Genomic DNA, 25,369 nt, shown 5'->3' with positions numbered 1-25,369 from the left:
AAACATAGAAATGGTTCTGTCTTTCTCAATCTGGCTGCCTGTCTTTTTCGGCCTGCTGATCCTGGCCTTCGGCTCGGACCGCAGCCCTGGCTTTGTCCGGTGGATGTCGCTGTTCGGCTCGATCGCCAGCTTTGTCGTCACGCTGCCGCTGGTCTTCGGCTTCGACCGCGCCAGCGCGGCCATGCAGTTCGTCGAAAAGGCGAGCTGGATCGAACGCTTCAATATCAACTACCTGCTGGGTGTTGACGGCATCTCGATGTGGTTCGTGGTGCTGACCGCCTTCATCACGGTGATCGTGGTGATCTCGGCCTGGGAAGTGATCACCGAGCGTGTGGCCGAATACATGGCCTCGTTCCTGATCCTGTCGGGCCTGATGGTCGGCGTGTTCTGCACGCTGGACGGCATGCTGTTCTACGTGTTCTTCGAAGCCACGCTGATCCCGATGTACATCATCATCGGTGTCTGGGGCGGCCCGAACCGCGTCTATGCCGCGTTCAAGTTCTTCCTGTACACGCTGGCGGGCTCGCTGCTGACGCTGATCGCGCTGCTGTACCTGTACAACAAGACCGGTACCTTCGACATCCTGCAATGGCACCAGGCCAAGCTGTCGATGAACGAGCAGATCGCGCTGTTCATCGCCTTCTTCGTCGCCTTCGCGGTCAAGGTGCCGATGTGGCCGGTACACACCTGGCTGCCGGACGCCCACGTGGAAGCGCCGACCGGCGGTTCGGTGGTGCTGGCCGCCATCATGCTGAAGCTGGGCGCCTACGGTTTCCTGCGGTTCTCGCTGCCGATCGCGCCTGACGCCAGCCACTACCTGGCCCCGTTCATCATCACCATCTCGCTGATCGCGGTGATCTACATCGGCCTGGTGGCCCTGGTGCAGGCCGACATGAAGAAGCTGGTGGCGTACTCGTCGATCGCCCACATGGGCTTCGTCACGCTGGGCTTCTTCATCTTCAGCGACATCGGCGTGGAAGGCGGCATCGTGCAGATGATCTCGCACGGCTTTATCTCCGGCGCGATGTTCCTTTGCATCGGCGTGCTGTACGACCGCGTGCACTCGCGCCAGATCGCCGACTACGGCGGCGTGGTCAACACCATGCCCAAGTTCGCCGCGCTGGCAGTGTTCTTCGCGATGGCCAACTGCGGCCTGCCGGCCACCTCGGGCTTCGTCGGCGAATTCATGGTGATCCTGGGCGCGGTCAAGTTCGACTTCTGGATCGGCCTGCTGGCCGCCACCGCCCTGATCTTCGGCGCCGCCTACTCGCTGTGGATGGTCAAGCGCGTGATCTTCGGCGACATCGTCCACCAGCACGTGCGCGAGCTGGTCGACCTGAACAAGCGTGAGTTCGTCATGCTCGGCCTGCTGGCCATCATGACGCTGTACATGGGCCTGCACCCGAAGCCCTTTACCGACGTGATGCACGCGTCCGTGGTGAACCTGCTGTCCCACGCGGCACAGTCCAAGCTGTAATCGGGGAGAGAAATCAACATGCAAACGTCCTCGACACTCGGCCCCGTGGCGCCGATTATTTTCCTGGCGATCGCCATCGGCGCGGTCAACTGGATCGACCTTGCACGTGGCAAGGGCAAGCAAAGCGTGGCATATCCGCTGTCGCTGCTGGCCACGCTGGCGCTGACCGTCTGGTTCGGCCTGAATGCCGCCGCCGGCGAGACGCACTACGCGTTCGCCAACCTGGTCGTGATCGATCCGATGGCAAACGTGCTGTCCGCGTTCTGCTCTGCCGGCCTGTTCGTGACGCTGGTCTACACGCGCCGCTATCTGGCGGATCGCGACATGTTTGCCGGCGAGTTCTACCAGCTCGCGCTGTTCACGCTGGGCGGCCAGATCGTGATGATCACCGGCAACAACTTCCTGACCCTGTACCTGGGCCTGGAGCTGCTGTCGCTGTCGTCGTACGCACTGGTGGCACTGCGCCGCGAATCGCGCGTGACTTCGGAATCGGCGATGAAGTACTTCGTGCTGGGCGCGCTGGCTTCGGGCTTCCTGCTGTACGGCATCTCGATGATGTATGGCGCCACCGGTTCGCTGAACCTGGGCGAAGTGTTCCGCGTGGTCGAGTCGGGCCGCGTCAACACCACCATGCTGGCCTTTGGCGTGGTCTTTATCGTCGCCGGCCTGTCGTTCAAGCTGGGTGCCGCGCCGTTCCACATGTGGATCCCGGACATCTACCAGGGTTCGCCGACCGCGGTGACGCTGCTGATCGCCGGCGGCCCGAAGGTTGCTGCTTTTGCGCTGTTTATCCGCGTGCTGGTGGAAGGCCTGCTGCCGCTGGCCAATGACTGGCAGATGATGCTGGTGGTGCTGTCGATCATCTCGCTGGCCATCGGCAACCTGACCGCCATCGTGCAGAGCAACCTGAAGCGGATGCTGGCGTACTCGACCATCTCGCACATGGGCTTCGTGCTGCTGGGCCTGCTGTCGGGCGTGGTCGCCAACAAGGCTGACGGCGCCGCCGATGCGTACAGCTCGGCGATGTTCTACTCGGTGACCTACCTGCTGACCACGCTGGGAACTTTCGGCATCATCCTGCTGCGCACGAACAAGGGTTTCGAGGCCGAGACCCTGGAAGACCTGAGGGGCATGTCGCGCCGCAACCCGTGGTTCGCGTTCCTGATGCTGGTGATGATGTTCTCGCTGGCCGGCATTCCGCCGACCGTGGGCTTCTATGCCAAGCTGGCCGTGCTGGATGCGGTGGTCAAGTCGGGCATGACCTGGCTGGCCGTGGTGGCCGTGCTGTTCTCGCTGATCGGCGCGTTCTATTACCTGCGTATCGTCAAGCTGATGTACTTCGATGCGCCCGCTGCTGAAGAAGAGCTGGAAGCAACCTTTGGCCTGCGCTCGATGCTGAGCGTGAACGGCGCCGCGGTGATCCTGCTGGGTATTTTCCCGGCCGCGCTGATGAACCTGTGCTACCAGGCCATCCGCTCGACCCTGGGTTCCTGATCCGCCACACGCCATGAGCGCATCCGCAAGCGGCTGGTTTGTCATCCTGCTGGCACTGATCAGTGCGAACCTGCCGTTTGTGAACCAGCGCCTGTTCGTGCTGATCCCGCTGCGGCGGGCGCGCAAGCCGCTGTGGCTGCGCCTGCTGGAACTGATCGTATGGTTCGCGGTGGCGGGCGCCGCCGGCTTTGCGGTGGAGGCCAGCCTTGGCAACGCCTTCCCGCAGGGCTGGCAGTTTTATGCCATTACCGCGTGCATGATGCTGGTGTTTGCCTTCCCGGGCTTCACCTGGCAATACCTCGTCAAACACCGCACGGCCTGAAGCCGGTCTTGTCGGCGCCGGGCCCTGCCTGATCCGGAGCGTCCATGACCGACAAGATCCAACGCGGCACCCCGCCTACCGCTGAACCCGCCGGGAACGACGACGCACTGAAGGAAGTGTGCGTCGCCTCGGCCACGGTCCATCGCGGCAAGTTCCTCACCCTCAAGCAAGATATCGTCAGGCTGCCGGACGGCAAGCAGACCGGGCGCGAGTACGTGGTCCATCCGGGCGCGGTGATGATGATCCCGCTGTTCAGCGACGGCACCGTGCTGATGGAGCGCCAGTTCCGCTATCCGATCGGCGAAGTGATGCTGGAATTCCCCGCCGGCAAGCTTGATCCGGAAGAGGGCGCGCAGCGCTGCGGCGAACGCGAACTGCTGGAGGAGACCGGCTACAGCGCGGCGCGCTGGGACTACCTGACGCGCATCCACCCGGTTATCTCGTATTCCACCGAGTTCATCGACATCTTCCTGGCGCGCGACCTGACGCATGGCGAGGCGCAGCTCGACGACGGCGAGTTCATCGAGACCTTCATCACGCCGGTGGGGCAGGTGATCGATTGGGTCCGCAGCGGCCGCATCACCGACGTAAAGACCATCATCGGCGCATTCTGGCTGGAAAAAGTGATCTCGGGTGCCTGGCAACCGGGCGAACAGCCGCTGCCGCATTACGCCGTATAGTGAGTAGTGAGCCGCGTGGATTCTGCGCCATGCGGTTGTTCCCGAACGGTCGTTCTAAAAAATTTAGCACGACCGTTCACAAAATTTCGATTCGCGGATAATATAGCTTTTGACGGGCTGGAAAGATCATGAAGGTGCTCGACCTGCGCTGCGCGCATGACCATGGTTTCGAGGGCTGGTTTGCCTCGGAAGAAGATGCGCAGTCGCAAATCTCGCGTGACCTCGTCCAATGCCCGGTCTGTGGCGACCACGCCGTGACGCGGCTGCCCAGCGCGCCGCGCCTGAACCTGTCGGGCGCGACCGCGCGCGAAGGCAGCGCCAGGCCGGCGCAGCCGGCTGCCGCACCGGTGACACTGCAAGCGCTCTATATGAAGGCAGTGAAGCAGGTGCTGGCACAGACCGAGGATGTTGGCGATCGCTTTGCCGAAGAGGCAAGGCGCATGCACTATGACGAGGCGCCGGAACGCGGCATTCGCGGTTCGGCCTCGGCGGAGGAGGTGCAGGCGCTGGCCGAAGAGGGCATCGAGACTTTCCCGCTCGTGGTGCCGGATGCGCTGAAGCAGACGGCTCACTGAATTGCGTCTTGTGCCCGTTTGCTGTCGGCGCTTGACGTGCAGGCAGAACAAACCGCCGGCGGCCCCACGCCAAGCCGGCACCACTGGAGACGGGCATGGATCTCAACTACTCGGCGTCCGACAACGCCTTCCGCGAGGAAGTGCGTAGCTGGCTCGAAGCCAACTTGCCGGCGGACATCCGCAGCAAGATTCTCAACCACCGCCGTCCGAACCGCGACGACCTGGTGCGCTGGCACAAGACCCTGGCCGGCAAGGGCTGGTCGGCACCGCACTGGCCCGTCCAGTACGGCGGCACCGGCTGGAACGCCACCCAGCGCCATATCTGGGATGAAGAGAACGCTCGCGTCGGCGCGCCCGGCGTGCTGCCGTTCGGCGTGGCGATGGTCGCGCCGGTGATCATGAAGTACGGCAGCGAAGAGCAAAAGTCGTACTACCTGCCGCGCATCCTGGACTGCACCGACTGGTGGTGCCAGGGCTATTCGGAGCCGGGCTCGGGCTCGGACCTGGCCTCGCTGAAGACCCGTGCCGAGCTGACTTCGGACGGCAAGCACTACATCGTCAACGGCCAGAAGACCTGGACCACGCTCGGCCAGCACGCCGACATGATCTTCTGCCTGGTGCGCACCGACCCCGAAGCCAAGAAGCAGGAGGGCATCTCGTTCCTGCTGATCGACATGAAGACCCCGGGCATCACCGTGCGCCCGATCATCATGCTCGACGAAGAGCATGAGGTGAACGAAGTCTTCTTTGACAACGTCGAGGTGCCGGTCGAGAACCGCGTCGGCGAAGAGAACAAGGGCTGGACCTACGCCAAGTACCTGCTGGGCCACGAGCGCACCGGGATCGCCCGCGTGGGCAACTCCAAGCGCGAGCTGGGCTTCCTCAAGCGCGTGGCGCGCCAGCAGCAGAAGAACGGCAAGCCGCTGCTGGAAGACCCGGTGTTCGGCGCCAAGGTGGCCGCGCTGGAAATCGAGCTGATGGCGCTGGAAATCACCGTGCTGCGCGTGGTCTCGAGCGAAGCGGCAGGCAAGGGCCCCGGCCCCGAGGCCTCGATGCTCAAGATCAAGGGCACCGAGATCCAGCAGCTGCTGACCGAGCTGATGGTCGAGGCCGTCGGCCCGTACGCGCAGCCGTTCGACACCGCCTACCTGGAGTGCGAGACCGAGCACGCCGTGACCGGCTACGACGACGCCGCGCCGCTGGCCGCGTACTACTTCAACTATCGCAAGACCTCCATCTATGGCGGGTCCAACGAAATTCAGAAGAACATCATCAGCCAGATGATTCTGGGGCTGTGAGGAGACACGCAACATGAACTTCAATCTCAGCGACGAACAGAAGCAGCTGGCCGACGCCGTCCGCCGTTTCATCGACAAGGACTACGGCTTCGAGTCCCGCAAGCAGAACTACGAAAGCGCCGCCGGCTATGGCGACGCCGCCTGGGGCTCGCTGGTCGAGCTTGGCCTGACCGCGCTGCCGGTGCCGGAAGCGCAGGGCGGTTTCGCGGGCAAGGCCCTGGACATGATGGTGGTGCAGCAGGAGCTGGGCCGAGGCCTGATCGTGGAGCCGTACCTGGCCACGGTGGTGGGCGCCTACGCCCTGGGCCTGGCCGGTGGCCAGGATGCACTGCTGGAACAGGTCGCCGGCGGCGAACTGAAGCTGGCCGTGGCCTTCAACGAGCCGCAGGCGCGCTATGAACTGAACAACGTGCGCGTCACCGCCCGCGACGGCAAGCTCAACGGCCGCAAGACCGTGGTGCTGCACGGCGGCCAGGCCGACAAGCTGATCGTGTCGGCCCGCAGCAGCGGTGCCGAAGCCGACCAGGACGGCATCTCGCTGTTCCTGGTGGATGCCAGGGGCGCCGGCGTCAGCATCAAGGACTACCGCACCATCGACAACCTGCGCGCGGCCGACATCACCTTCCAGGATGCCCCCGCGCAACTGCTGGGCGAAGCCGGCAAGGCCTTCCCGGTGATCGAGCAAGTGGCCGACTACGCTGCCGTGCTGCTGTGCGCCGAGGCCGTGGGCGTGATGGATACGCTCAATGCCGCCACGCTGGAATACGCCAAGACGCGCCAGCAGTTCGGCGTGCCGATCGCGCGCTTCCAGGCTCTGCAGCACCGCATGGTGGAGATGTTCATCCACGCCGAGCAGTCGCGCTCGATCACGCTGCTGGCCGCGGCACGCTTCGAAGAAGTAACGCCGGAAGAGCGCCGCCGCTATGTCTCCGCCGCCAAGGCGCGCGTGGGGCAGGCAGCGCGCACGGTTGGCCAGGAGGCAGTGCAGATCCACGGCGGCATGGGCGTGACCAACGAACTGCCGGCCGCGCACATGTTCAAGCGGCTGACGCTGATCAACACCACCTTCGGCGACGTGGATCACCACCTGGGCAGGTTCGCCGCCCAGCCGGGGTTCCAGGAAGCTGCCTGATCCTGCCAGTCCAATCAAAACCGCGCTGTAGTCCAGGCGCGGTTTTTTTCTTTGGGGACCGTTAGGGGCGGGTTCGGCAAATACGGACGCCGGCCCCCGGCGGCCATGCGATCATTGCCTGAGCAAACTTAGTGCCATGGCGCCAATCACTACAGAGAGACAACCGATGCTGTATTTCGAGGACTTTGAAGTCGGCAGCCGCCGCGAACTGGGTTCGTACCTCGTCACCGAGGAAGAGATCCTGGCCTTTGCCCGCCAGTACGATCCGCAGCCGTTCCATATCGACAAGGAAGCCGCTGCCAGGAGCATCTATGGCGGCGTGATCTCGAGCGGCTGGATGACGTGCTCGATCATGATGCGGCTGCTGGTGCTGAGCACCACCGGCAAGTCGGCCAGCATGGGCTCGCCTGGCGTGGACGAGATCCGCTGGCTCAAGCCCGTCTACGCCGGCGACACGCTCACCGTCGTGCTGAATGTGCTCGATAGCCGGCCGTCGCAGTCCAAGCCGGACCGCGGCGTGGTCCACACCCAGTGGGAAGCCACCAACCAGCGCGGCGAACTGGTCTGCACCGTCAAGGGCATGGGCATGTACGGCCGCCGCCCCGCTTAAGAACACTTTATCGTCACGAGGAGACTATCAACATGCGTACCATCGCATCGCTGGAAGAACTGGAAGGCCTGCAGGGCCAGGAGGTCGCGGTCAGCGACTGGATCGAGGTGACCCAGCAGCAGGTCAACCAGTTTGCCGATGCCACCGGCGACCACCAGTGGATTCACATCGACGTGGAGCGCGCGAAGAAGGAGTCGCCCTATGGCGGCCCGATCGCGCACGGCTTCCTGACGCTGTCGCTGCTGCCCAAGTTCATGCACAACGCGCTGCACATGCCGTCGAAGATCGGCGTCAACTACGGCCTGAACCGCGTGCGCTTCACGGCACCCGTGCCGGTGGGCAGCAAGCTGCGCGCGCGCATCAAGCTGCTGAAGGTCGAGCGTCTCGATCCGCTGCCGAAGTCGCCCGAACTGGTTGGCGCACAGTCGACCTGGGAAGTCACGGTGGAGCGCGAAGGCAGCGACCGTCCGGTCTGTGTCGCCGAGTCGATCACGCGCCGCTACGGGTGACGGATACGCAGTTTTGACGCGGTGCGACAATATGCCACACAGGCATGTCGCACCCCTGGAGGCCGCCTGATGCGCGGCTTTCTGCATTTTTAGGAACCGATTTGTGACGTTGATGCCGGTCAAATGCTGCTTCGCGGATTTGCGCGTCGATTGTCCGTTCTGCTGAACAGTGTGTTCTGTGCCGTTGGGTTTACCCCTAATGTTGCGTTGCGGTACAGTCGCGCCCACGATGTTTTACGTGTTGCGCTCCCCGGCCGAAAACCGCGCTTGCCATGAAGGCAAGTCCGTCGGGAAGTGCAAAAACCTCGTATTCCAACGCTACCCGGCCGCCGTACTGAGCCGGGACCGTTCGCGGTTTCGGCCAGGTGCCGCAGCGCCGGCAAGGTCCTACAGGGCCTGCAGCGCACGCAGTCAGTTGTCCTTCCGTGTTCATGGCGTTGCAAGGCCGCATGGTCCCCCGGCGTTCGATCCGCCGCCCGACCGCAACGCCAGCTAAGGACACGTCCTTCCGGTTTTCCCTCAGCCCCACGCCTCTTGCGCGAGCATCAGGCGGTTTAGCCGCGCTTTTGCCCGAAGCGCGGTGTAACCAAACCAGTCGTGACATGAAGAAACCCATACTGCCGCGTTGGACGCGGTTCCTGCCTTGCCTTGGCCTGCTCCTGCTCGCCGGCTGCAACATGACGCTGCTCGACCCGAAAGGGCAGGTCGGCGTCGACATCAAGAACATCATCCTGATTGCAACCTGGCTCATGCTGCTGGTGGTGCTGCCGGTGATCGTGCTCACGCTGGTGTTCGCCTGGAAGTACCGCGCGTCCAATACCTCGGCGCGCTATGAGCCGGACTGGTCGCACTCCACGGCGATCGAAGTGGTGGTGTGGCTGATCCCCTGCCTGATCATCATTGCGCTGGGCATCATCACCTGGAAGTCCTCGCACGACCTGGACCCGTACAAGCCGCTTGAATCCAGCAAGAAGCCCGTCACCGTCGAGGTGGTGGCGCTGAACTGGAAGTGGCTGTTCATCTATCCGGAACTGAAGATCGCCACGGTCAACCAGATCGCCTTTCCGGTCGACACCCCGGTGAACTTCAAGATCACCTCGGATTCGATCATGAATTCGTTCTTCATCCCGCAACTGGGCAGCCAGGTGTACGCCATGGCAGGGATGGAGACCAAGCTCCACCTGATCGCCAACGAAGCCGGCTCTTACGACGGCGTATCCGCCAACTACAGCGGCGGCGGCTTCTCGGGCATGAAGTTCAAGGCGGTCGCCATGTCGAACTACGAGTTCGACCAGTGGGTCGCCAAGGTTCGCGCCTCGTCCACCGAACTGGGGGTTGAAGGCTACAAGACGCTGGCACAACCCAGCGAGAAGGAGCCGGTCACGTACTACGGCAAGGTGGAAGACAAGCTCTTCCACAACATCCTGCACAAGTACATGGACCACAGCGGCACGGCGCTCGCCGCCGACGGGTTCAAGGGCGGCCCGATCTGCACGTCGCGCAACACCCTCGGTGAAGAGCAGCTGTCGATGACCACGCCTGTGAAGGCGCTGGGCGCGCAATCCTAGGAGCAATGATGTTTGGCAAGTTGAGTTTGTCGGCGATTCCGTTTCATGAGCCGATCATCATGGTCGTTCTGGCCGGCGTCGCCCTGGGCGGTGCCGCGCTGCTAGGCGCGATCACCTATTTCAAGAAGTGGGGCTACCTCTGGAACGAGTGGTTCACCTCGGTCGACCACAAGAAGATCGGCGTGATGTACTGCCTGGTCGCCCTGATCATGCTGCTGCGCGGCTTCGCCGACGCGGTCATGATGCGCACCCAGCTGGCGCTCGCCACCAATGGCGCGACCGGCGTGCTGCCGCCCGAGCATTACGACCAGATCTTCACCGCCCACGGCGTGATCATGATCTTCTTCGTGGCCATGCCGCTGATGACCGGCCTGATGAATCTGGTCGTGCCGCTGCAGATCGGCGCGCGCGACGTGGCGTTCCCGTTCCTGAACACGCTGTCGTTCTGGCTGTTCGTGTCGGGCGCCATGCTGGTCAATGTCTCGCTGGGCGTCGGTGAATTCGCCAAGACCGGCTGGCTGGCCTACCCGCCGCTGTCGGGACTGGACTTCAGCCCGGGTGTGGGGGTGGACTACTACCTCTGGAGCTTGCAGATCTCGGGCCTGGGCACCTTGCTGACCGGCGTGAACTTCCTGGTGACGATCCTGCGCATGCGCGCGCCGGGCATGACGCTGATGCGCATGCCGGTGTTCACCTGGACCGCGCTGTGCACCAACGTGCTGATCGTGGCCGCTTTCCCGGTGCTGACCGTGACCCTGGCGCTGCTGGGCCTGGACCGCTACGTCGGTACCCACTTCTTCACGAACGACGGTGGCGGCAACGCCATGATGTACGTGAACCTGATCTGGATCTGGGGCCACCCCGAGGTGTACATCCTGATCCTGCCGGCGTTCGGCATCTTCTCTGAAGTGATCGCCACGTTCTCGGGCAAGAAGCTGTTCGGCTACAAGGGCATGGTGTACGCGACCGCCGCGATCATGGTGCTGTCGTTCATCGTGTGGCTGCACCACTTCTTCACGATGGGCTCGGGCGCCAACGTCAACGCGTTCTTCGGCATCACCACCATGATCATCTCCATCCCGACCGGGGTGAAGATCTTCAACTGGCTGTTCACCATGTACCGCGGCCGGGTCCAGATGACCTCGCCGGTGCTGTGGACGCTGGGCTTCATGATCACCTTCGTGATCGGCGGCATGACCGGCGTGCTGATGGCCGTGCCGGCCGCTGACTTCGTGCTGCACAACAGCCTGTTCCTGATCGCCCACTTCCACAACGTGATCATCGGCGGCGTGCTGTTCGGCTACCTGGCCGGCATCACCTACTGGTGGCCGAAGGCGTTCGGCTTCACGCTGAACGAGCGCCTGGGCAAGTGCGCCTTCTGGTGCTGGCTGGTCGGCTTCTACTTCGCCTTCATGCCGCTGTACGTGCTGGGCCTGATGGGCATGACCCGCCGCCTGAACCACACCGACAACCCGGCCTGGACGCCGTGGCTGTACCTGGCCGTCGTGGGCGTGGTGTTCGTGGCGCTGGGCATCTTCTTCCAGGTGCTGCAGATCGTGGTGTCGATCCGCGACCGCAAGAAGCTGGCCGACGTGACCGGCGACCCGTGGGGCGGCCGTACCCTGGAGTGGGCCACCTCGTCGCCGCCGCCGTTCTACAACTTCGCGCACACCCCGGTGGTGCGTGACCTGGACGCGTTCTCCGACATGAAGGCCCGTGGCGAGACGCTGCCGACCGAAGGCTACGAGAAGATCCACATGCCCAAGAACACGGGCGCGGGCTTCATCATCGGCGCCTTCAGCCTGGTGTTCGGCTTTGCCCTGACCTGGCATATCTGGTGGATGGCCATCGTTGGCCTGGTGGGCATGGTGTGGGCGTTTATCCACCGCAGCAACGACGACCATATCGACTACTACGTGCCGGCCACCGAGGTCGAGCAGATCGAAACGCGCCATCTGCAGCGCATTGCTTCGCAAGCCTGAGAACCATGTCGACTCAAGTCCTAGACCGCATCCCCGCGCAGGCCGGCGCACCGGCCAAAGCCGACGCGCATGGCCATGACCATGCGCACCACGATACCAGTGCCAATACGGTGTATGGCTTCTGGATCTATCTGATGAGCGACTGCATCATCTTCGCCGGACTGTTCGCGGCCTTCGCCGTGCTGCGCGGCGAACTGGCAGGCGGCCCGTCGGCGAAGGAGCTGTTCGAGCTCAACTACGTGCTGGTGGAGACCTTCATCCTGCTGTTCTCCTCGATCACGTACGGCATGGCGATGATCTCGCTGCAGAACCGCAGCCTGAGCCGCGTGCAGGTGTGGCTCGGCGTCACGTTCCTGCTGGGCGCGGCGTTCATGGCGATGGAAATCAACGAATTCCATCACCTGATCGCCGAAGGCGCCGGCCCGGGCCGCAGCGCTTTCCTGTCGTCGTTCTTCACGCTGGTCGGCACCCACGGCCTGCACGTCGCCAGCGGCATGCTGTGGATGATCGTGCTGATGTGGCAACTGTCGAAGAAGGGCATCACCCCGACCCTGAGCAAGCGCCTGATGTGCCTGTCGCTGTTCTGGCACTTCCTGGACGTGGTCTGGATCGGCGTGTTTACCGTGGTCTACCTGATGGGACATCTGTGATGGCACAACACAACGCACCGGCGGCGCACGGCGCCCACGACTCGCACGACTCGCACGCGGGTCATGACACCCACGCCAGCTTCAAGTCGTACGCAATCGGCTTCATCCTGGCCGTGATCCTGACCGTGATCCCGTTCAAGCTCGTGATGGACGGCAGCATGGACAAGGGCACCATCCTCTGGATCATCCTCGGCATGGCCGCGGTCCAGATCCTGGTCCACCTGAAGTACTTCCTGCACCTGGACACGTCGTCCGAGCAGCGCAGCAACGTGATCGCGCTGCTGTTCACGGCGCTGATCCTGGTGATCGTGGTGGCGGGTTCGCTGTGGATCATGCACAACCTGAATGCCAACATGATGGTGATGTAAGGACCAACGTCCTGGCATCGAGAGCGGGGCCCTGCAAGGGGCCCCGTTTTTTTTGCCCGTCGCCTGCCTTGGGGCGTGGTGCCCGGCCTTGGTGCGGGGACGCGCATCGCCTGGTGCCTTGCGCATGCCGCCCGCACGGAATTGCGCAGATGCACGGGAGTGGTGCGTGCGCCGCCCGCACTGCTCTGGTGCGGATGCGCGATCGCGGGCGGCGGCAGCGCCTGCGCGCCGCGCCAGCACGCCATCTGCCGGGGGTGCGGTGGGTATCAGGCGGCCTGCCTCCATGGCACGCTAGTTGCAGAAGCATCACCCGGGGAGCGTAGTCCCTGACTAACACCATAAACGGGAGCTGCAAATGCAACGACGTGACATGCTGAAGCTGTCGGCGATAGCCGCCGCGGCAATGATCGGTACCAGCCCGCTGGCCATGGCGCAGTCCAAGGAACCGATCAAGGTCGGTATCCTGCACTCGCTGTCCGGCACCATGGCCATTTCGGAGACGTCGCTGAAGGACGTGGCGCTGATGACCATCGACGAGATCAACAAGAGCGGCGGCGTGCTGGGGCGCAAGCTGGAGCCGGTGGTGGTGGATCCCGCCTCGAACTGGCCGCTGTTCGCGGAAAAGGCGCGCCAGCTGATCACCAAGGACAAGGTCGCGGTGACCTTCGGCTGCTGGACCTCGGTGTCGCGCAAATCCGTGCTGCCGGTCTACGAAGAGCTGAACTCGCTGCTGTTCTACCCGGTGCAGTATGAAGGCGAAGAGATGTCGAAGAACGTCTTCTACACCGGTGCAGCGCCCAACCAGCAGGCCATTCCGGCGGTGGAATACCTGATGAGCAAGGAAGGCGGCGGCGCCAAGCGCTTCTTCCTGCTGGGCACGGACTACGTCTACCCGCGCACCACCAACAAGATCCTGCGCGCGTTCCTGAAGAGCAAGGGCGTGGCCGACAAGGACATCGAAGAGGTCTACACCCCGTTTGGCCACAGCGACTACCAGACCATCGTCGCCAATATCAAGAAGTTCTCGCAGGGCGGCAAGACCGCGGTGATCTCCACCATCAACGGCGACTCCAACGTGCCGTTCTACAAGGAACTTGGCAACGCCGGGCTGAAGGCCAAGGACGTGCCGGTGGTGGCGTTCTCGGTGGGTGAGGAGGAACTGCGCGGCATCGATACCAAGCCACTGGTGGGCCACCTGGCCGCATGGAACTACTTCATGTCGGTCAAGAACCCCGAGAACGACGCCTTTCGCAAGCAGTGGGCGGCATGGGTCAAGGCCAACAACCTGCCCGGCGGCGACAAGCGTGTGACCAACGACCCGATGGAAGCCACCTACGTGGGCATCCATATGTGGGCGCAGGCCGTGAAGAAGGCCGGCACCACCGATACCAACAAGGTGCGCGCCGCCATGTACGGCCAGACCTTCAAGGCACCGGACGGCTTCACGCTGACCATGGGCGAGAACCACCACCTGTACAAGCCGGTGATGATCGGCGAAGTGAAGGGCGACGGCCAGTTCTCGGTGGTGTGGAAGACGCCGAAGGCGGTGCGCGCGCAGCCGTGGAGCCCGTTCATCGCGGGTAACGAAGGCAAGCCGGACAAGGTGATGTAAGCCGGGCCACCCGCTGCCGGTTGGCTCCCCTCTCCCGCTTGCGGGAGAGGGGCTGGGGGAGAGGGCTGGCGCTTGCCAGCCAGATGGCACTCGCTTCGTCATGGACACCTGCCTTCTCCCCAAACACTCATTCCGCAATTCGCCAGCACCTATGCGCAATCCCTTATCCGTTTCCATCCTGCCATGGCTGCGCGCCCTGCTGGCGGCGCTGCTGCTGGCGGCTGCGCCGTGGGCCGCGGCGCTGACGCAGGCCGACCTGAAGCCGCTGGCCGAAGACGATTTCGATGCCAAGACCGCGGCGCTGACCGCGCTGGCCAAGGCCCCGCCGGAACAGGCCGGCCCGATCCTGAAGGCCTTGCAGGACGACGCGCTGCAATATGCGCCGTCGATCGGCATGGTGCGCCAGGATGGCGACAAGACCGTCGATGCTGTCACCGGCAAACCGGTCGCGGTGAAAGCCGACGAGCTCGAATCCCTGACCCTGAACAACAGCCTGCGCGCGCTGGTCGACAGCGCCGCCAGCAGCCTGCTGCTGCAGTCGCCCGATATCGCGGTGCGCGCGCAGGCCATCGCCACGCTGCGCGACCAGCCCGAGAGCGCCTCGCGCGCCGCGGTCGAGGCCGCCCGCAAGAACGAGGCCGATGCCGGACTGCGCACCAGCCTGGACGTGATCTGGGCCAACCTGGTGCTGGCCGAGCCGGCCGATCCCGCAGCGCATGACGCGAGGCTTGAAGCCATCCGCATCCTCGGCAGCGACAGCAACCCGCAGAGCCGCCAGAAGCTGGCGCCGCTGGTGGAGCGCGACAGCGCCGGCAACTACCGCGAGCCCGATGCCGACGTGCGCCTGGCCGCGCAGCAGGCGCTGGACACGCTGCGCAGCGACCAGCGCCGCGCCGAGCTGATCGGCAACCTGTTCGCCGGCCTGAGCCTGGGCAGCGTGCTGCTGCTGGCCGCGCTCGGGCTGGCCATCACTTATGGCCTGATCGGCGTCATCAACATGGCGCACGGTGAATTCCTGATGATCGGCGCCTATGCCACCTACGTGGTGCAGTCGCTGTTCCGCGCCTACGCGCCGGGTGCGTTCGACTGGTACCTGCCGGCGGCGCTGCCGGCCTCGTTCCTGGCCGCCGCGCTGCTGGGCTTCGTGCTCGAGCGGCTGGTGCTGCGCCACCTGTACGGCCGCCCGCTGGAAACGCTGCTGGCCACCTTCGGCGTGAGCCTGCTGCTGATGCAGGCGGTGCGCACGCTGTTCGGCGCGCAGAACGTGGAAGTGGCCAACCCGGCGTGGATGAGCGGCGGCATCGAATGGATGCCGGGCCTGGTGATCCCGTACAACCGCATCGTCATCATCCTGTTCGCGCTGGCGGTGGTGGCGGTGGCGTGGGCGGTGCTGAACCGCACGCGGCTGGGGCTGTTCGTGCGCGCCACCACGCAGAACCGCACCATGGCGGCCTGCGTCGGCGTGCGCACCTGGAAGGTCGACAGCTACGCCTTTGCCTTTGGCGCCGGCATTGCCGGGCTGGGCGGCTGCGCGCTGTCGCAGATCGGCAATGTCGGCCCCGACCTGGGCCAGGCCTACATCATCGATTCGTTCATGGTGGTGGTGCTGGGCGGCGTCGGGCAGCTGGCCGGCACCATCGTCGGCGCCTTCGGGCTGGGCATCATCAACAAGTTCATCGAGCCCTTCTACGGCGCGGTGCTGGCCAAGATCTTTGTCCTGGTGCTGATCGTGCTGTTTATCCAGAAGCGGCCGCAGGGACTTTTCGCGCTCAAGGGGCGCAGCGCGGAGGCATGATGCAGCGAGTCCAATCGAGTTCTTCCGCCACCGCGTTCCGGCTAGCGGTGCCGGAGCGGCAGGCACTGTTCTCGCCGCGCGGCTGGCTGGTGCTTGCGGCGCTGGTGGTGATCGTCGGCATCGGCGTGCCGGTGTGCGCGCTGGTGTTGCCGGAGGGGCATCCGCTGCACCTGTCGGCTTATGCGCTGACGCTGGTCGGCAAGATCATGTGCTTTGCGCTGGCGGCGATCGCGCTGGACCTGGTGTGGGGCTACTGCGGCATCCTGAGCCTGGGCCACGGGCTGTTCTTCGCGCTGGGCGGCTATGCCATGGGCATGTACCTGATGCGATCGATCGGGCGCGAGGGCGTGTACAAGAGCGAACTGCCGGACTTCATGGTGTTCCTCGACTGGAAGGAGCTGCCGTGGTTCTGGCACGGCACCGAGCACCTCGGCTATGCGCTGCTGCTGGTGGTGCTGGTGCCAGGCGTGCTGGCGTGGCTGTTCGGCTTCTTCGCCTTCCGCTCGCGCATCAAGGGCGTGTACCTGTCGATCATCACGCAGGCGATGACGTATGCGGCGATGCTGCTGTTCTTCCGCAACGAGACCGGTTTCGGCGGCAACAACGGCTTCACGGACTTCAAGCGCATTGCCGGCTTTGCGATTGCGGCGCCGCAGACGCGCACGGCGCTGTTCGTGCTGACCTTCCTGGCGCTGCTGGCGGGCTTCATCGCCTGCCGCTACATCGTCACGTCCAAGCTCGGGCGCGTGGTCACCGCGGTGCGCGATGCCGAGATGCGGGTGATGTTCTCCGGCTACAACCCGCTGGGCTACAAGCTCTTCGTGTGGACCTTTTCGGCGGTGCTGTGCGGCATCGCGGGGGCGCTGTACGTGCCGCAGGTGGGCATCATCAACCCCGGCGAGATGTCGCCCGGCAATTCGATCGAGATGGCGGTGTGGGTCGCCGTGGGCGGGCGCGGCACGCTGATCGGACCGGTGATCGGCGCGTTCCTGGTCAATGGCGCCAAGACCCTGTTCACAGCCCACTTTGCCGAATACTGGCTGTTCCTGCTGGGCGCGATGTTCGTGCTGGTGACCTTGTACCTGCCCGATGGCGTGACCGGGCTGTGGAACCGGCTGCGCGAGCGGCGCGCGGCCGCACCATCAGCCGCTGCAGACCCTGTTTCCGCGCCTGCCGTGGCAGGCCGCACGGGAGGTGAAGCATGAACGCCGCACTCCAGCACGGCCAGGCCGAAAGCGGCGATGCCACCGGCCTGGGCCGCATCGTCGAGCCCGGCACCATCGATGTCTCGCACGGGCCGATCCTGTACCTGGAAGACCTGACGGTGCAGTTCGACGGCTTCCGCGCGCTGAACAAGCTGACCTTGTCGATCGACCATGGCGAGTTGCGCTGCGTGATCGGTCCCAACGGTGCCGGCAAGACCACGATGATGGATGTCATCACCGGCAAGACCGGGCCGCGCAATGCCAATGTCAGCGGGCGCGTGTTCCTGGGCCAGACCATCGACCTGATGCGGATGACCGAGCCGCGCATCGCGCAGGTCGGCATCGGCCGCAAGTTCCAGAAGCCCACGGTGTTCGAGCAGCACGCGGTGTGGGAGAACCTGGAACTGGCGATGAAGGCCGACAAGCGCTGGTGGTCGTCGCTGCGCGCGCGGCTGACGGCGGAGGGGCATCGCCGCATCGAGGAAACGCTGGCGCTGACCGGACTGGAGGCAGAGGCCTACCGGCCCGCCGGGCTGCTGTCGCACGGGCAGAAGCAGCGCCTGGAGATCGGCATGCTGTTGATGCAGCAGCCGCAGCTGCTGTTGCTGGACGAGCCGGTGGCCGGCATGACCGATGAAGAGACCATGCAGCTGGCGGCGCTGCTCAACGGCCTGCGCGGCAGCTGCTCGATGATGGTGGTCGAGCACGACATGGAGTTCGTCGCCGCGCTCGCGGGCGATGCCGGCCAGGTCACGGTGCTGGCCGAGGGCAGCGTGCTGGCCGAAGGCACGCTCGACAGCGTCAAGCGCGATGAGCGCGTGATCGAATCCTACCTGGGAAGATAAGCATGCTGCAGGTCAATGCACTGAACCAGTTCTATGGCGGCAGCCATATCCTGCGCAATGTCAGCTTCGACGTGCCCGCCGGCAAGCTGACCACGCTGCTGGGCCGCAACGGCGTGGGCAAGAGTACGCTGCTCAAGTGCCTGATGGGCGTGGTGCCCACGCGCAGCGGCAGCATCCAATGGCAAGGGCAGGCGCTGGAGAAGAAGGCTCCGTATGAGCGCGTGTCCGCCGGGCTGGCCTATGTGCCGCAGGGCCGGGAGATCTTCCCGCGGCTGACGGTGGAAGAAAACCTGCTGATCGGCGCAGCCAGCCGGGCGCGGCCGTCCGGCGTGCCGGACCGGATCTACCAGTTGTTCCCGGTGCTGCGCACCATGCGCCTGCGCCGCGGCGGCGACCTGTCCGGCGGCCAGCAGCAGCAACTGGCGATCGGGCGCGCGCTGATGAGCGAGCCGGGCCTGCTGATCCTGGACGAGCCCACCGAGGGCATCCAGCCTTCCATCATCCAGGACATCGGCCGGGCGCTGCGCCTGCTGGTCGACGAGTTCGGCATGACGGTGCTGCTGGTCGAGCAGTACTACGAGTTCGCGCGGCATATTGCCGACCACTATGTCGTGATGAGCCGCGGCGAAGTGGTGGCGCGGGGTGCCGGCGCCAGCATGGAGCAGGACGGCGTGCGGGAGCTGATCGCCGTGTAGGGCGGCTGCGCGGCAGCGCCGGGATTTGTGGGTCATACGCTGCTTACGCGAAGCCAGGCAGCGCGCTATGATTGCTTGCAACTCCCGCCATTGCGCGCGCGCCTCCGCCGGCTGTCCTTGCCATGCGCCATCCCGATCTTCCTTCATCGCTCACCGTGCCCGCCGCATGGCAGGCCATCCTGCGGCTGCGCTTTGCGCAGCGCGGCGAACGCACCGCGCTGACCGAGCGGCGCCACCAGGGGCCGCTGCTGGTACAGAAGCCGCTGTACCCGGAAGGCGGCATCTGCCACGCGGTGATCCTGCATCCGCCGGCTGGCGTGGCAGGCGGCGACAGCCTGGATATCGACGTGACGGTCGAGGCTGGCGCGCACGCCGTGCTGGCCACGCCGGGTGCCACCAAGTGGTACAAGTCGCTCGGCCGCGAGGCGGCGCAGCATGTGCGCCTGACGGTGGGCGCAGGCGCGCGGCTGGACTGGCTGCCGCAGGAGAACATCGTCTTCGACGACGCCCGTGCGCGGATTTCGACCGTGCTCGACGTCGCGCCCGGCGGCAGCGCGATCGGCTGGGATGCGGTGGTGCTGGGCCGGCAGGCATCCGGCGAGCAGTGGACCCGCGGCGCGCTGTGGCTGGATACCCGCATCGGCACGGGCGAACGCGCGTTGTGGATCGAGCAATCGCATCTTGAAGCCGAGTCGCCGCTGCGCACCGCGGTGGCCGGCCTCGATGGACTCAATGTGCTGGGCACGCTGTGGGCGGTAGGCGAGGGCGCGACGCAGGAACTGGCCGAAGCCCTGGCCGAGCAGCTGCCTTATACGCCGGAGCTGCGCGCCGGCGTGACTTGCCTGGCCGCCAACGGCCAGTCGATGCTGCTGCTGCGCGTGCTGGGCCGGCAGATGGAAGCCGTGCGCCACGTCATGGTCGACAGCTGGCAGGCGCTGCGCATGCCGATCCACGGTGTCGCAGCGCGGCCGCTGCGGCTGTGGGCCACGTAGGCCGCCAACAGAGACAACCGAACACAAGAAACCAGGAACAAGAGATGGAACTGACGCCGCGAGAGAAAGACAAGCTGCTGATCTTCACCGCCGCGCTGCTGGCCGAGCGGCGCAAGGCACGCGGGCTGAAGCTGAACTACCCGGAAGCGGTGGCGCTGATCACCGCCGCCATCATGGAAGGCGCGCGCGATGGCCGCACCGTGGCCGAGCTGATGCATGAGGGCACCACCGTGCTGGGCCGCGAGGACGTGATGGACGGCGTGGCCGAGATGATCCCCGAGATCCAGGTGGAGGCCACCTTTCCGGATGGCACCAAGCTGGTGACCGTCCACCATCCCATTGTCTGAACATGACCGATTCCGATTCCGATTCTGGACCGCGATAACAAGACCAACCCGAGAGCCGACATGAACCGTACCGCCTGCCTGCGCCTTGCCCTGGGCACTTCCCTGACCGTTGCCGCCGGCGCCGCGCTGGCGCATCCCGGCCACGATGCCGCCACCGTCAGCGCCAGCCTGTGGGCCGGCCTGGCGCACCCCTTCACCGGTGCCGACCATTTGCTGGCGATGGCGGCGGTGGGCGTGTGGAGCGCATTGATTGCCCGCTCGGCCGCCGACACCCTGCGCCTGCCGCTGGCCTTCGTGGCGCTGATGCTGGTGGGGGCTGCAATCGGCCTGTCCGGTGTGGCGCTGCCCGCAGTCGAACCGATGATCGCGGCCTCGTTGCTGGTGATCGGGTTGCTGCTGGCGCTGCGCGCGAAGCTGCCGGCGTGGGCCGGTACGCTGCTGGTCGGCGGCTTTGCCATCTTCCACGGCTACGCCCACGGGGCCGAACTGCCCGCCACTGCGGGCGCGCTGCCTGCGGTACTCGCATACGTAGGCGGGTTTGCGGCCGCCACCATGGCGCTGCACCTGCTGGGCATCGGCGCCGGCACGTTGCTGCGCCGCCATGCCGGCTGGCTGGCCCGCGCGGCAGGTGCCGGCGTGGCGCTGTATGGCGCCAGCCTGCTGGTGGCCTGAGGAGAATCGCCATGATCCCCGGTGAACTGATGCCCGCCGACGGCGAGATCGAACTGAATGCCGGCCGCGCCACGGTCAGCGTGACGGTGGCCAATACCGGCGACCGGCCGATCCAGGTCGGCTCGCACTTCCATTTCTACGAGACCAATGCGGCGCTGGCCTTTGACCGCGAAACCGCGCGCGGCTTCCGGCTGAATATTGCCGCCGGCACCGCGGTGCGCTTCGAGCCCGGTCAGACGCGCACGGTGGAACTGGTGGCGCTGGACGGCGACCGCATCGTCTATGGCTTCAACGGCAAGCTCATGGGAGCGCTGTGATGGCAAAGATCTCCAGGCAGGCCTATGCCGAGATGTTCGGCCCGACCACCGGCGACCGCCTGCGGCTGGCCGATACCGGGCTCATCATCGAAGTCGAGAAAGACTTCACCATCTATGGCGAGGAAGTGAAGTTCGGCGGCGGCAAGGTGATCCGTGACGGCATGGGGCAGAGCCAGCGCATGGCCAGCGATTGCGTCGACACCGTCATCACCAATGCGCTGATCGTTGACCACTGGGGCATCGTCAAGGCCGATATCGGCCTGAAGGGCGGGCGCATCGCGGCGATCGGCAAGGCCGGCAATCCGGATATCCAGCCGGGCGTCACCATCGTGGTCGGGCCAGGCACCGAGGTGATCGCGGGCGAGGGCATGATCGTCACCGCAGGCGGCATCGACAGCCATATCCACTTCATTTGCCCGCAGCAGATCGAAGAGGCGCTGATGAGCGGCGTCACCACCATGATCGGCGGCGGCACCGGGCCGGCCACCGGCACCTTTGCCACCACCGTGACGCCGGGGCCGTGGTACATGGAGCGCATGCTGCAGGCAGCCGATGCCTACCCGATGAATATCGGCCTGCTGGGCAAGGGCAACGCCAGCCAGCAGGGGCCGCTCCTGGAGCAGGTGGAAGCGGGCGCCATCGGCCTGAAGCTGCACGAGGACTGGGGCACCACGCCGGCGGCGATCGACACCTGCCTGTCGGTGGCGGACGCGACCGATACCCAGGTGGCGATCCATACCGACACGCTCAACGAAGCCGGCTTCGTTGAAGCGACCATCGCCGCGTTCAAGGGCCGCACCATCCATACGTACCACACCGAAGGCGCGGGCGGCGGCCATGCGCCCGATATCATCAAGGTGTGCGGCGAGGCCAACGTGCTGCCGTCGTCGACCAACCCGACGCGCCCGTACACGGTCAACACGCTGGACGAGCACCTCGACATGCTGATGGTGTGCCACCACCTGGACCCGTCGATTGCCGAGGACATCGCCTTTGCCGAAAGCCGCATCCGCCGCGAGACCATTGCCGCCGAAGACATCCTGCATGACCTGGGCGCGTTCTCGATGATCTCCAGCGACTCGCAGGCGATGGGGCGCGTCGGCGAGGTCATCATCCGCACCTGGCAGACCGCGCACAAGATGGCGCTGCAGCGCGGCAAGCTGCCGGGCGATCCCAACGATGCGCGCGGCGGGCACGACAACTTCCGCGTCAAGCGCTATGTCGCCAAGTACACCATCAACCCGGCGCTGACGCATGGCATCGCTCATGAGGTGGGCTCGGTTGAAGTCGGCAAGTGGGCCGACCTGGTGTTGTGGCGTCCGGCGTTCTTCGGCGTCAAGCCCAGCCTGATCCTGAAGGGCGGCATGATTGCCGCGGCCGCGATGGGCGATCCCAATGCGTCGATCCCGACGCCGCAGCCGGTGCACTACCGGCCGATGTTTGCTTCGGCCGGCGGGGCGCTGCACCGTTCGTCGCTGACCTTTGTGTCGCAGGCGGCGCTGGCGGCCGGCATCGGCGAGCGCTACGGACTGGCCAAGACGCTGTCGGCGGTGCGCGGCACGCGCACGGTAAGCAAGCGCGACATGGTGCACAATGACTGGCAACCGCATGTCACGGTCGATCCGGAGACCTACCAGGTCGTTGCTGACGGCCAGTTGCTGACCTGCGAGCCCGCCACCGAGCTGCCCATGGCGCAGCGCTATTTCCTGTTCTGACTGGCCGGGGCCCGCGCCCCGCACCGCCCATGCTGAAGATCGACAAACTCCTGAGCGCCCCGCACGGCATCGCGCCCGTGCTGGTGCGCCGTGCGCCCAAGCTGGTCCTGCCCTTCGCCGAACGCAGCAAGAGCCGCCTGCGCGCGGTGCTCGACAACGGCGACGAAGCCGCGCTGTTCCTGGCGCGCGGCACCGTGCTGCGCGGCGGCGACCTGTTGGTGGCCGAAGACGGCAGCTTCGTGGAAGTGCAGGCCGCTGCCGAGGCGGTGCTGGAAGTGCGTGCGGAAGACCCGCATGCGCTGATGCGCGCGGCCTATCACCTCGGCAATCGCCATACGCCGGTGGAGATCGGGCGCGACTACCTGCGGCTGGAATATGACGCGGTGCTGGCGGACATGCTGCAACGGCTGGGCGTGCGCGCCGAACGTGCCGAGCTGCCGTTCGAGCCGGAGGCCGGGGCTTATGGCGGCGGGCACAAGCATGGGCACGATGCGACGTTTGCGGAGGACTATGCGGCGGCGCAGGCGGTGTTTCATGAGCATCATGGGCACTCGCACGATCACGTGCATGACGAGAAGTGTGGACATAAGCACTGAATTTTGCCCTGCAAGGTGGGTGCCGGACCATGCCAACCGATGAAGAACTGAACTCGCCGATACTCCCCTCTCCCGCTTGCGGGAGAGGGGAGCAAGCCATCGCTGAACCGGAGTCCGCGCCATGACGCAACTCCACCAGTTGATCTCACTGCTGCACCTCGCATCGCCATCGCTGCCAATCGGCGGCTTCAGCTATTCGCAAGGCCTGGAAGCTGCGATCGATTGTGGCAGCGTGCACGATGCGGCAAGCGCAGAACGATGGATCCGCGACAACCTGCTGCATGTGCAGGCGCAATGCGAAGCGCCGCTGTGGCTGCTGCTGCATCGCTGCTGGAAAGCGGGCGATGCCGCGCAGGTGCGGACATGGAACGACTGGTTCCGCGCCACGCGCGAGACTTCCGAGTTGCGGCTTGAGACCGAGCAGATGGGCTGGTCGCTGTCCAGGCTGATTGCGCAGATGGAGTGGGGCGCGCCCGTGCTGCGCGAGACGCTGGCGGCGCTGTCGCCGGTGTGCCTGCCGACTGCGTTCACTGCGGCATGCGTGGCGCTGCAGGTCGAGGCGCGCGACGGCCTCGCTGCCTATTGCTTCAACTGGGCCGAGAACCAGGTCGCCGCGGCGATCAAGGCGGTGCCGCTGGGCCAGGTGGCGGGGCAGCACATGCTGCGGCGCCTGCACTGCGCGGTGCTCGACACAGTCGATGAAGCCACGCGCCGCGCCGACACCACGCCGCCGCAACTTTCCACCTTTTCCCCGATGCTGGGCCTGCTTTCCGCGCGCCACGAAACGCAGTACTCCCGGCTGTTCCGATCCTGAACCCATATCGCACCATGACCCAGGCCCGTACCAAGAAGAACCCTCCGCTGCGCGTCGGCGTCGGCGGCCCGGTTGGCTCCGGCAAGACCACGCTGCTGGAAATGCTGTGCAAGGCGATGCGCGACCGCTACGACCTGGTTGCCATCACCAACGACATCTACACGAAGGAAGACCAGCGTCTCCTGACGGTCTCCGGCGCGTTGCCGGCGGAACGCATCATGGGCGTGGAAACGGGCGGATGTCCGCACACCGCGATCCGCGAGGACGCCTCGATTAACCTGGAGGCGGTGGACCGCATGCTGGCGCGCTTCCCGGATGCTGACGTGGTCTTCATCGAGTCCGGCGGCGACAACCTCGCTGCCACCTTCAGCCCAGAACTTTCTGATTTGACGATCTACGTCATCGACGTAGCCGGCGGTGAGAAGATTCCGAGAAAGGGTGGGCCGGGCATTACCAAGTCCGACTTGCTGGTGATCAACAAGACGGACCTGGCGCCATACGTCGGGGCATCGCTGGAAGTGATGGAGAGCGATGCGCGCAAGATGCGCGGCGCCCGGCCGTTCGTGATGGGCAGCGTCAAGTCCGGGCAGGGCCTGGACGAGGTGATCCGCTTTATCGAACGGCAGGGCATGCTGGGCGTCTAGTCTGCGCTGTCGCCCTTGGCATCGGATGCGGCGTTGGTGGCGTGAGTCAGCGACGGGCGGAAGCTGCCCTTGCCCGCCAGCGCCCGCGCCACCGCGGCCACCAGGTTCAGCTCGGGCTCGGTCAGCTCCGCCATATGGCGCACGGTGGCCTCGATCGCCGCGCGCTGGCGGTTGCCGAAGGGCGCGCGCGATTGTTCCACCTGCAGCTGGCTGGCGTCATGGCGGCTGAAGTCGAGCATCTCCGGGGTTGGCACGGCGAGCGTCTCGGCCAGCCTGCAGATGTTGGCGAGCGCCAGGTTGCGCTTGCCGCTTTCGATGCCGCTCAGGTATGAGCGCGACAGCCCGCTCTCAAGCGACAGGGTTTCCTGGGACCAGCCCCGCTGCTTGCGTAGCCAGGCAAGATGCAATCCGAATAGTCTGAGATTTCGAGAAGTCATGGGGTCGTGAAAGGTTCG

Annotated in this window: 27 protein-coding genes; 26 read left to right on the top strand and 1 reads right to left on the bottom strand. The window is 65.3% G+C overall.

From position 1 onward, the window contains the following. Positions 1 to 10 precede the first annotated feature (10 nt). The 26 genes from C265_RS14855 (at position 11) to ureG (ending at position 24,914) form a co-directional block, all read left to right on the top strand. Positions 11 to 1,477 carry an NADH-quinone oxidoreductase subunit M gene (locus tag C265_RS14855; protein ID WP_010809120.1) on the top strand — a complete coding sequence of 489 codons (1,467 nt, stop codon included), beginning with the start codon at positions 11 to 13 and terminating at the stop codon, positions 1,475 to 1,477. 18 nt (positions 1,478 to 1,495) lie between these two features. After that, positions 1,496 to 2,971 carry an NADH-quinone oxidoreductase subunit NuoN gene (gene nuoN / locus C265_RS14850; RefSeq protein WP_010809119.1) on the top strand — a complete coding sequence of 492 codons (1,476 nt, stop codon included), beginning with the start codon at positions 1,496 to 1,498 and terminating at the stop codon, positions 2,969 to 2,971. A 13-nt stretch (positions 2,972 to 2,984) separates the two neighbouring features. Beyond that, positions 2,985 to 3,293: a DUF2818 family protein gene (locus C265_RS14845; RefSeq protein ID WP_010809118.1), complete on the top strand. Its 309-nt coding sequence runs from the start codon at positions 2,985 to 2,987 to the stop codon at positions 3,291 to 3,293. A gap of 44 nt (positions 3,294 to 3,337) precedes the next feature. After that, positions 3,338 to 3,973, top strand: coding sequence for an NUDIX domain-containing protein (locus tag C265_RS14840; RefSeq protein WP_010809117.1), 636 nt, complete (start codon positions 3,338 to 3,340; stop codon positions 3,971 to 3,973). 128 nt (positions 3,974 to 4,101) lie between these two features. After that, the gene (locus C265_RS14835) at positions 4,102 to 4,548 is read left to right on the top strand and encodes a DUF1178 family protein (RefSeq protein WP_010809116.1); all 447 of its coding nucleotides are present in this window, start codon (positions 4,102 to 4,104) and stop codon (positions 4,546 to 4,548) included. 95 nt (positions 4,549 to 4,643) lie between these two features. Then, positions 4,644 to 5,846 carry an acyl-CoA dehydrogenase family protein gene (locus tag C265_RS14830; protein ID WP_010809115.1) on the top strand — a complete coding sequence of 401 codons (1,203 nt, stop codon included), beginning with the start codon at positions 4,644 to 4,646 and terminating at the stop codon, positions 5,844 to 5,846. Positions 5,847 to 5,859: 13 nt separating this feature from the next. Continuing rightward, positions 5,860 to 6,978: an acyl-CoA dehydrogenase family protein gene (locus C265_RS14825; RefSeq protein WP_010809114.1), complete on the top strand. Its 1,119-nt coding sequence runs from the start codon at positions 5,860 to 5,862 to the stop codon at positions 6,976 to 6,978. A 166-nt stretch (positions 6,979 to 7,144) separates the two neighbouring features. Beyond that, positions 7,145 to 7,588, top strand: a complete 444-nt coding sequence (locus C265_RS14820; RefSeq protein ID WP_010809113.1) for a MaoC family dehydratase — start codon at positions 7,145 to 7,147, stop codon at positions 7,586 to 7,588. 32 nt (positions 7,589 to 7,620) lie between these two features. Next, positions 7,621 to 8,097 (top strand): MaoC family dehydratase, encoded by a 477-nt coding sequence (locus tag C265_RS14815; RefSeq protein ID WP_010809112.1) that lies wholly within the window; start codon positions 7,621 to 7,623, stop codon positions 8,095 to 8,097. 602 nt (positions 8,098 to 8,699) lie between these two features. Further along, entirely contained in the window at positions 8,700 to 9,665 is a 966-nt protein-coding gene (cyoA, locus tag C265_RS14810) for a ubiquinol oxidase subunit II (protein WP_010809111.1), read from the top strand. Between the two features lie 8 nt (positions 9,666 to 9,673). Then, a complete protein-coding gene (cyoB, locus tag C265_RS14805) occupies positions 9,674 to 11,647 on the top strand; it encodes a cytochrome o ubiquinol oxidase subunit I (RefSeq protein ID WP_010809110.1) in 1,974 nt (657 codons plus the stop codon). Between the two features lie 5 nt (positions 11,648 to 11,652). Continuing rightward, the gene (cyoC, locus tag C265_RS14800) at positions 11,653 to 12,297 is read left to right on the top strand and encodes a cytochrome o ubiquinol oxidase subunit III (RefSeq protein ID WP_010809109.1); all 645 of its coding nucleotides are present in this window, start codon (positions 11,653 to 11,655) and stop codon (positions 12,295 to 12,297) included. Further along, positions 12,297 to 12,665 (top strand): cytochrome o ubiquinol oxidase subunit IV, encoded by a 369-nt coding sequence (gene cyoD, locus C265_RS14795; protein WP_010809108.1) that lies wholly within the window; start codon positions 12,297 to 12,299, stop codon positions 12,663 to 12,665. The genes cyoC and cyoD overlap by 1 nt, the downstream gene beginning before the upstream one ends. Positions 12,666 to 13,020: 355 nt before the next feature. Continuing rightward, positions 13,021 to 14,277 (top strand): urea ABC transporter substrate-binding protein, encoded by a 1,257-nt coding sequence (gene urtA / locus C265_RS14790; protein ID WP_010809107.1) that lies wholly within the window; start codon positions 13,021 to 13,023, stop codon positions 14,275 to 14,277. A gap of 151 nt (positions 14,278 to 14,428) precedes the next feature. After that, positions 14,429 to 16,072 carry an urea ABC transporter permease subunit UrtB gene (gene urtB / locus C265_RS14785; protein WP_010809106.1) on the top strand — a complete coding sequence of 548 codons (1,644 nt, stop codon included), beginning with the start codon at positions 14,429 to 14,431 and terminating at the stop codon, positions 16,070 to 16,072. Next, the gene (urtC, locus tag C265_RS14780; RefSeq protein ID WP_037024370.1) at positions 16,072 to 17,277 is read left to right on the top strand and encodes an urea ABC transporter permease subunit UrtC; all 1,206 of its coding nucleotides are present in this window, start codon (positions 16,072 to 16,074) and stop codon (positions 17,275 to 17,277) included. Before urtB ends, urtC begins: the two co-directional genes overlap by 1 nt. Continuing rightward, positions 17,274 to 18,122: an urea ABC transporter ATP-binding protein UrtD gene (urtD, locus tag C265_RS14775; RefSeq protein ID WP_010809104.1), complete on the top strand. Its 849-nt coding sequence runs from the start codon at positions 17,274 to 17,276 to the stop codon at positions 18,120 to 18,122. The genes urtC and urtD overlap by 4 nt, the downstream gene beginning before the upstream one ends. A gap of 2 nt (positions 18,123 to 18,124) precedes the next feature. Continuing rightward, a complete protein-coding gene (gene urtE / locus C265_RS14770) occupies positions 18,125 to 18,817 on the top strand; it encodes an urea ABC transporter ATP-binding subunit UrtE (protein WP_010809103.1) in 693 nt (230 codons plus the stop codon). Between the two features lie 122 nt (positions 18,818 to 18,939). After that, on the top strand, positions 18,940 to 19,809 hold the full coding sequence (locus C265_RS14765) for an urease accessory protein UreD (RefSeq protein ID WP_010809102.1): 870 nt from the start codon (positions 18,940 to 18,942) through the stop codon (positions 19,807 to 19,809). A gap of 44 nt (positions 19,810 to 19,853) precedes the next feature. Continuing rightward, positions 19,854 to 20,156, top strand: a complete 303-nt coding sequence (locus tag C265_RS14760) for an urease subunit gamma (protein ID WP_010809101.1) — start codon at positions 19,854 to 19,856, stop codon at positions 20,154 to 20,156. Between the two features lie 60 nt (positions 20,157 to 20,216). Continuing rightward, entirely contained in the window at positions 20,217 to 20,828 is a 612-nt protein-coding gene (locus C265_RS14755) for a HupE/UreJ family protein (RefSeq protein ID WP_010809100.1), read from the top strand. An 11-nt stretch (positions 20,829 to 20,839) separates the two neighbouring features. Continuing rightward, positions 20,840 to 21,145, top strand: coding sequence for an urease subunit beta (locus C265_RS14750; RefSeq protein ID WP_010809099.1), 306 nt, complete (start codon positions 20,840 to 20,842; stop codon positions 21,143 to 21,145). Next, positions 21,142 to 22,860 carry an urease subunit alpha gene (gene ureC, locus C265_RS14745; protein ID WP_305367557.1) on the top strand — a complete coding sequence of 573 codons (1,719 nt, stop codon included), beginning with the start codon at positions 21,142 to 21,144 and terminating at the stop codon, positions 22,858 to 22,860. Before C265_RS14750 ends, ureC begins: the two co-directional genes overlap by 4 nt. Before the next feature lie 29 nt (positions 22,861 to 22,889). Next, positions 22,890 to 23,456 carry an urease accessory protein UreE gene (gene ureE / locus C265_RS14740; protein WP_010809097.1) on the top strand — a complete coding sequence of 189 codons (567 nt, stop codon included), beginning with the start codon at positions 22,890 to 22,892 and terminating at the stop codon, positions 23,454 to 23,456. A 121-nt stretch (positions 23,457 to 23,577) separates the two neighbouring features. Continuing rightward, on the top strand, positions 23,578 to 24,270 hold the full coding sequence (locus C265_RS14735; RefSeq protein ID WP_010809096.1) for an urease accessory protein UreF: 693 nt from the start codon (positions 23,578 to 23,580) through the stop codon (positions 24,268 to 24,270). A 14-nt stretch (positions 24,271 to 24,284) separates the two neighbouring features. Beyond that, positions 24,285 to 24,914 carry an urease accessory protein UreG gene (gene ureG, locus C265_RS14730; RefSeq protein ID WP_010809095.1) on the top strand — a complete coding sequence of 210 codons (630 nt, stop codon included), beginning with the start codon at positions 24,285 to 24,287 and terminating at the stop codon, positions 24,912 to 24,914. Here ureG and C265_RS14725 read toward each other — a convergent pair. Next, a complete protein-coding gene (locus tag C265_RS14725; RefSeq protein WP_011614870.1) occupies positions 24,911 to 25,351 on the bottom strand; it encodes a helix-turn-helix domain-containing protein in 441 nt (146 codons plus the stop codon). The two genes, ureG and C265_RS14725, sit on opposite strands and share 4 nt — an antisense overlap. Positions 25,352 to 25,369: the final 18 nt, after the last annotated feature.

The sequence above is a fragment of the Cupriavidus sp. GA3-3 genome (assembly GCF_000389805.1).
GTDB classification, from domain to species: Bacteria; Pseudomonadota; Gammaproteobacteria; order Burkholderiales; family Burkholderiaceae; genus Cupriavidus; species Cupriavidus necator_D.
Note: the sequence above shows the minus strand (reverse complement) of the source record. Positions and strands in the feature narration are given on the sequence as shown.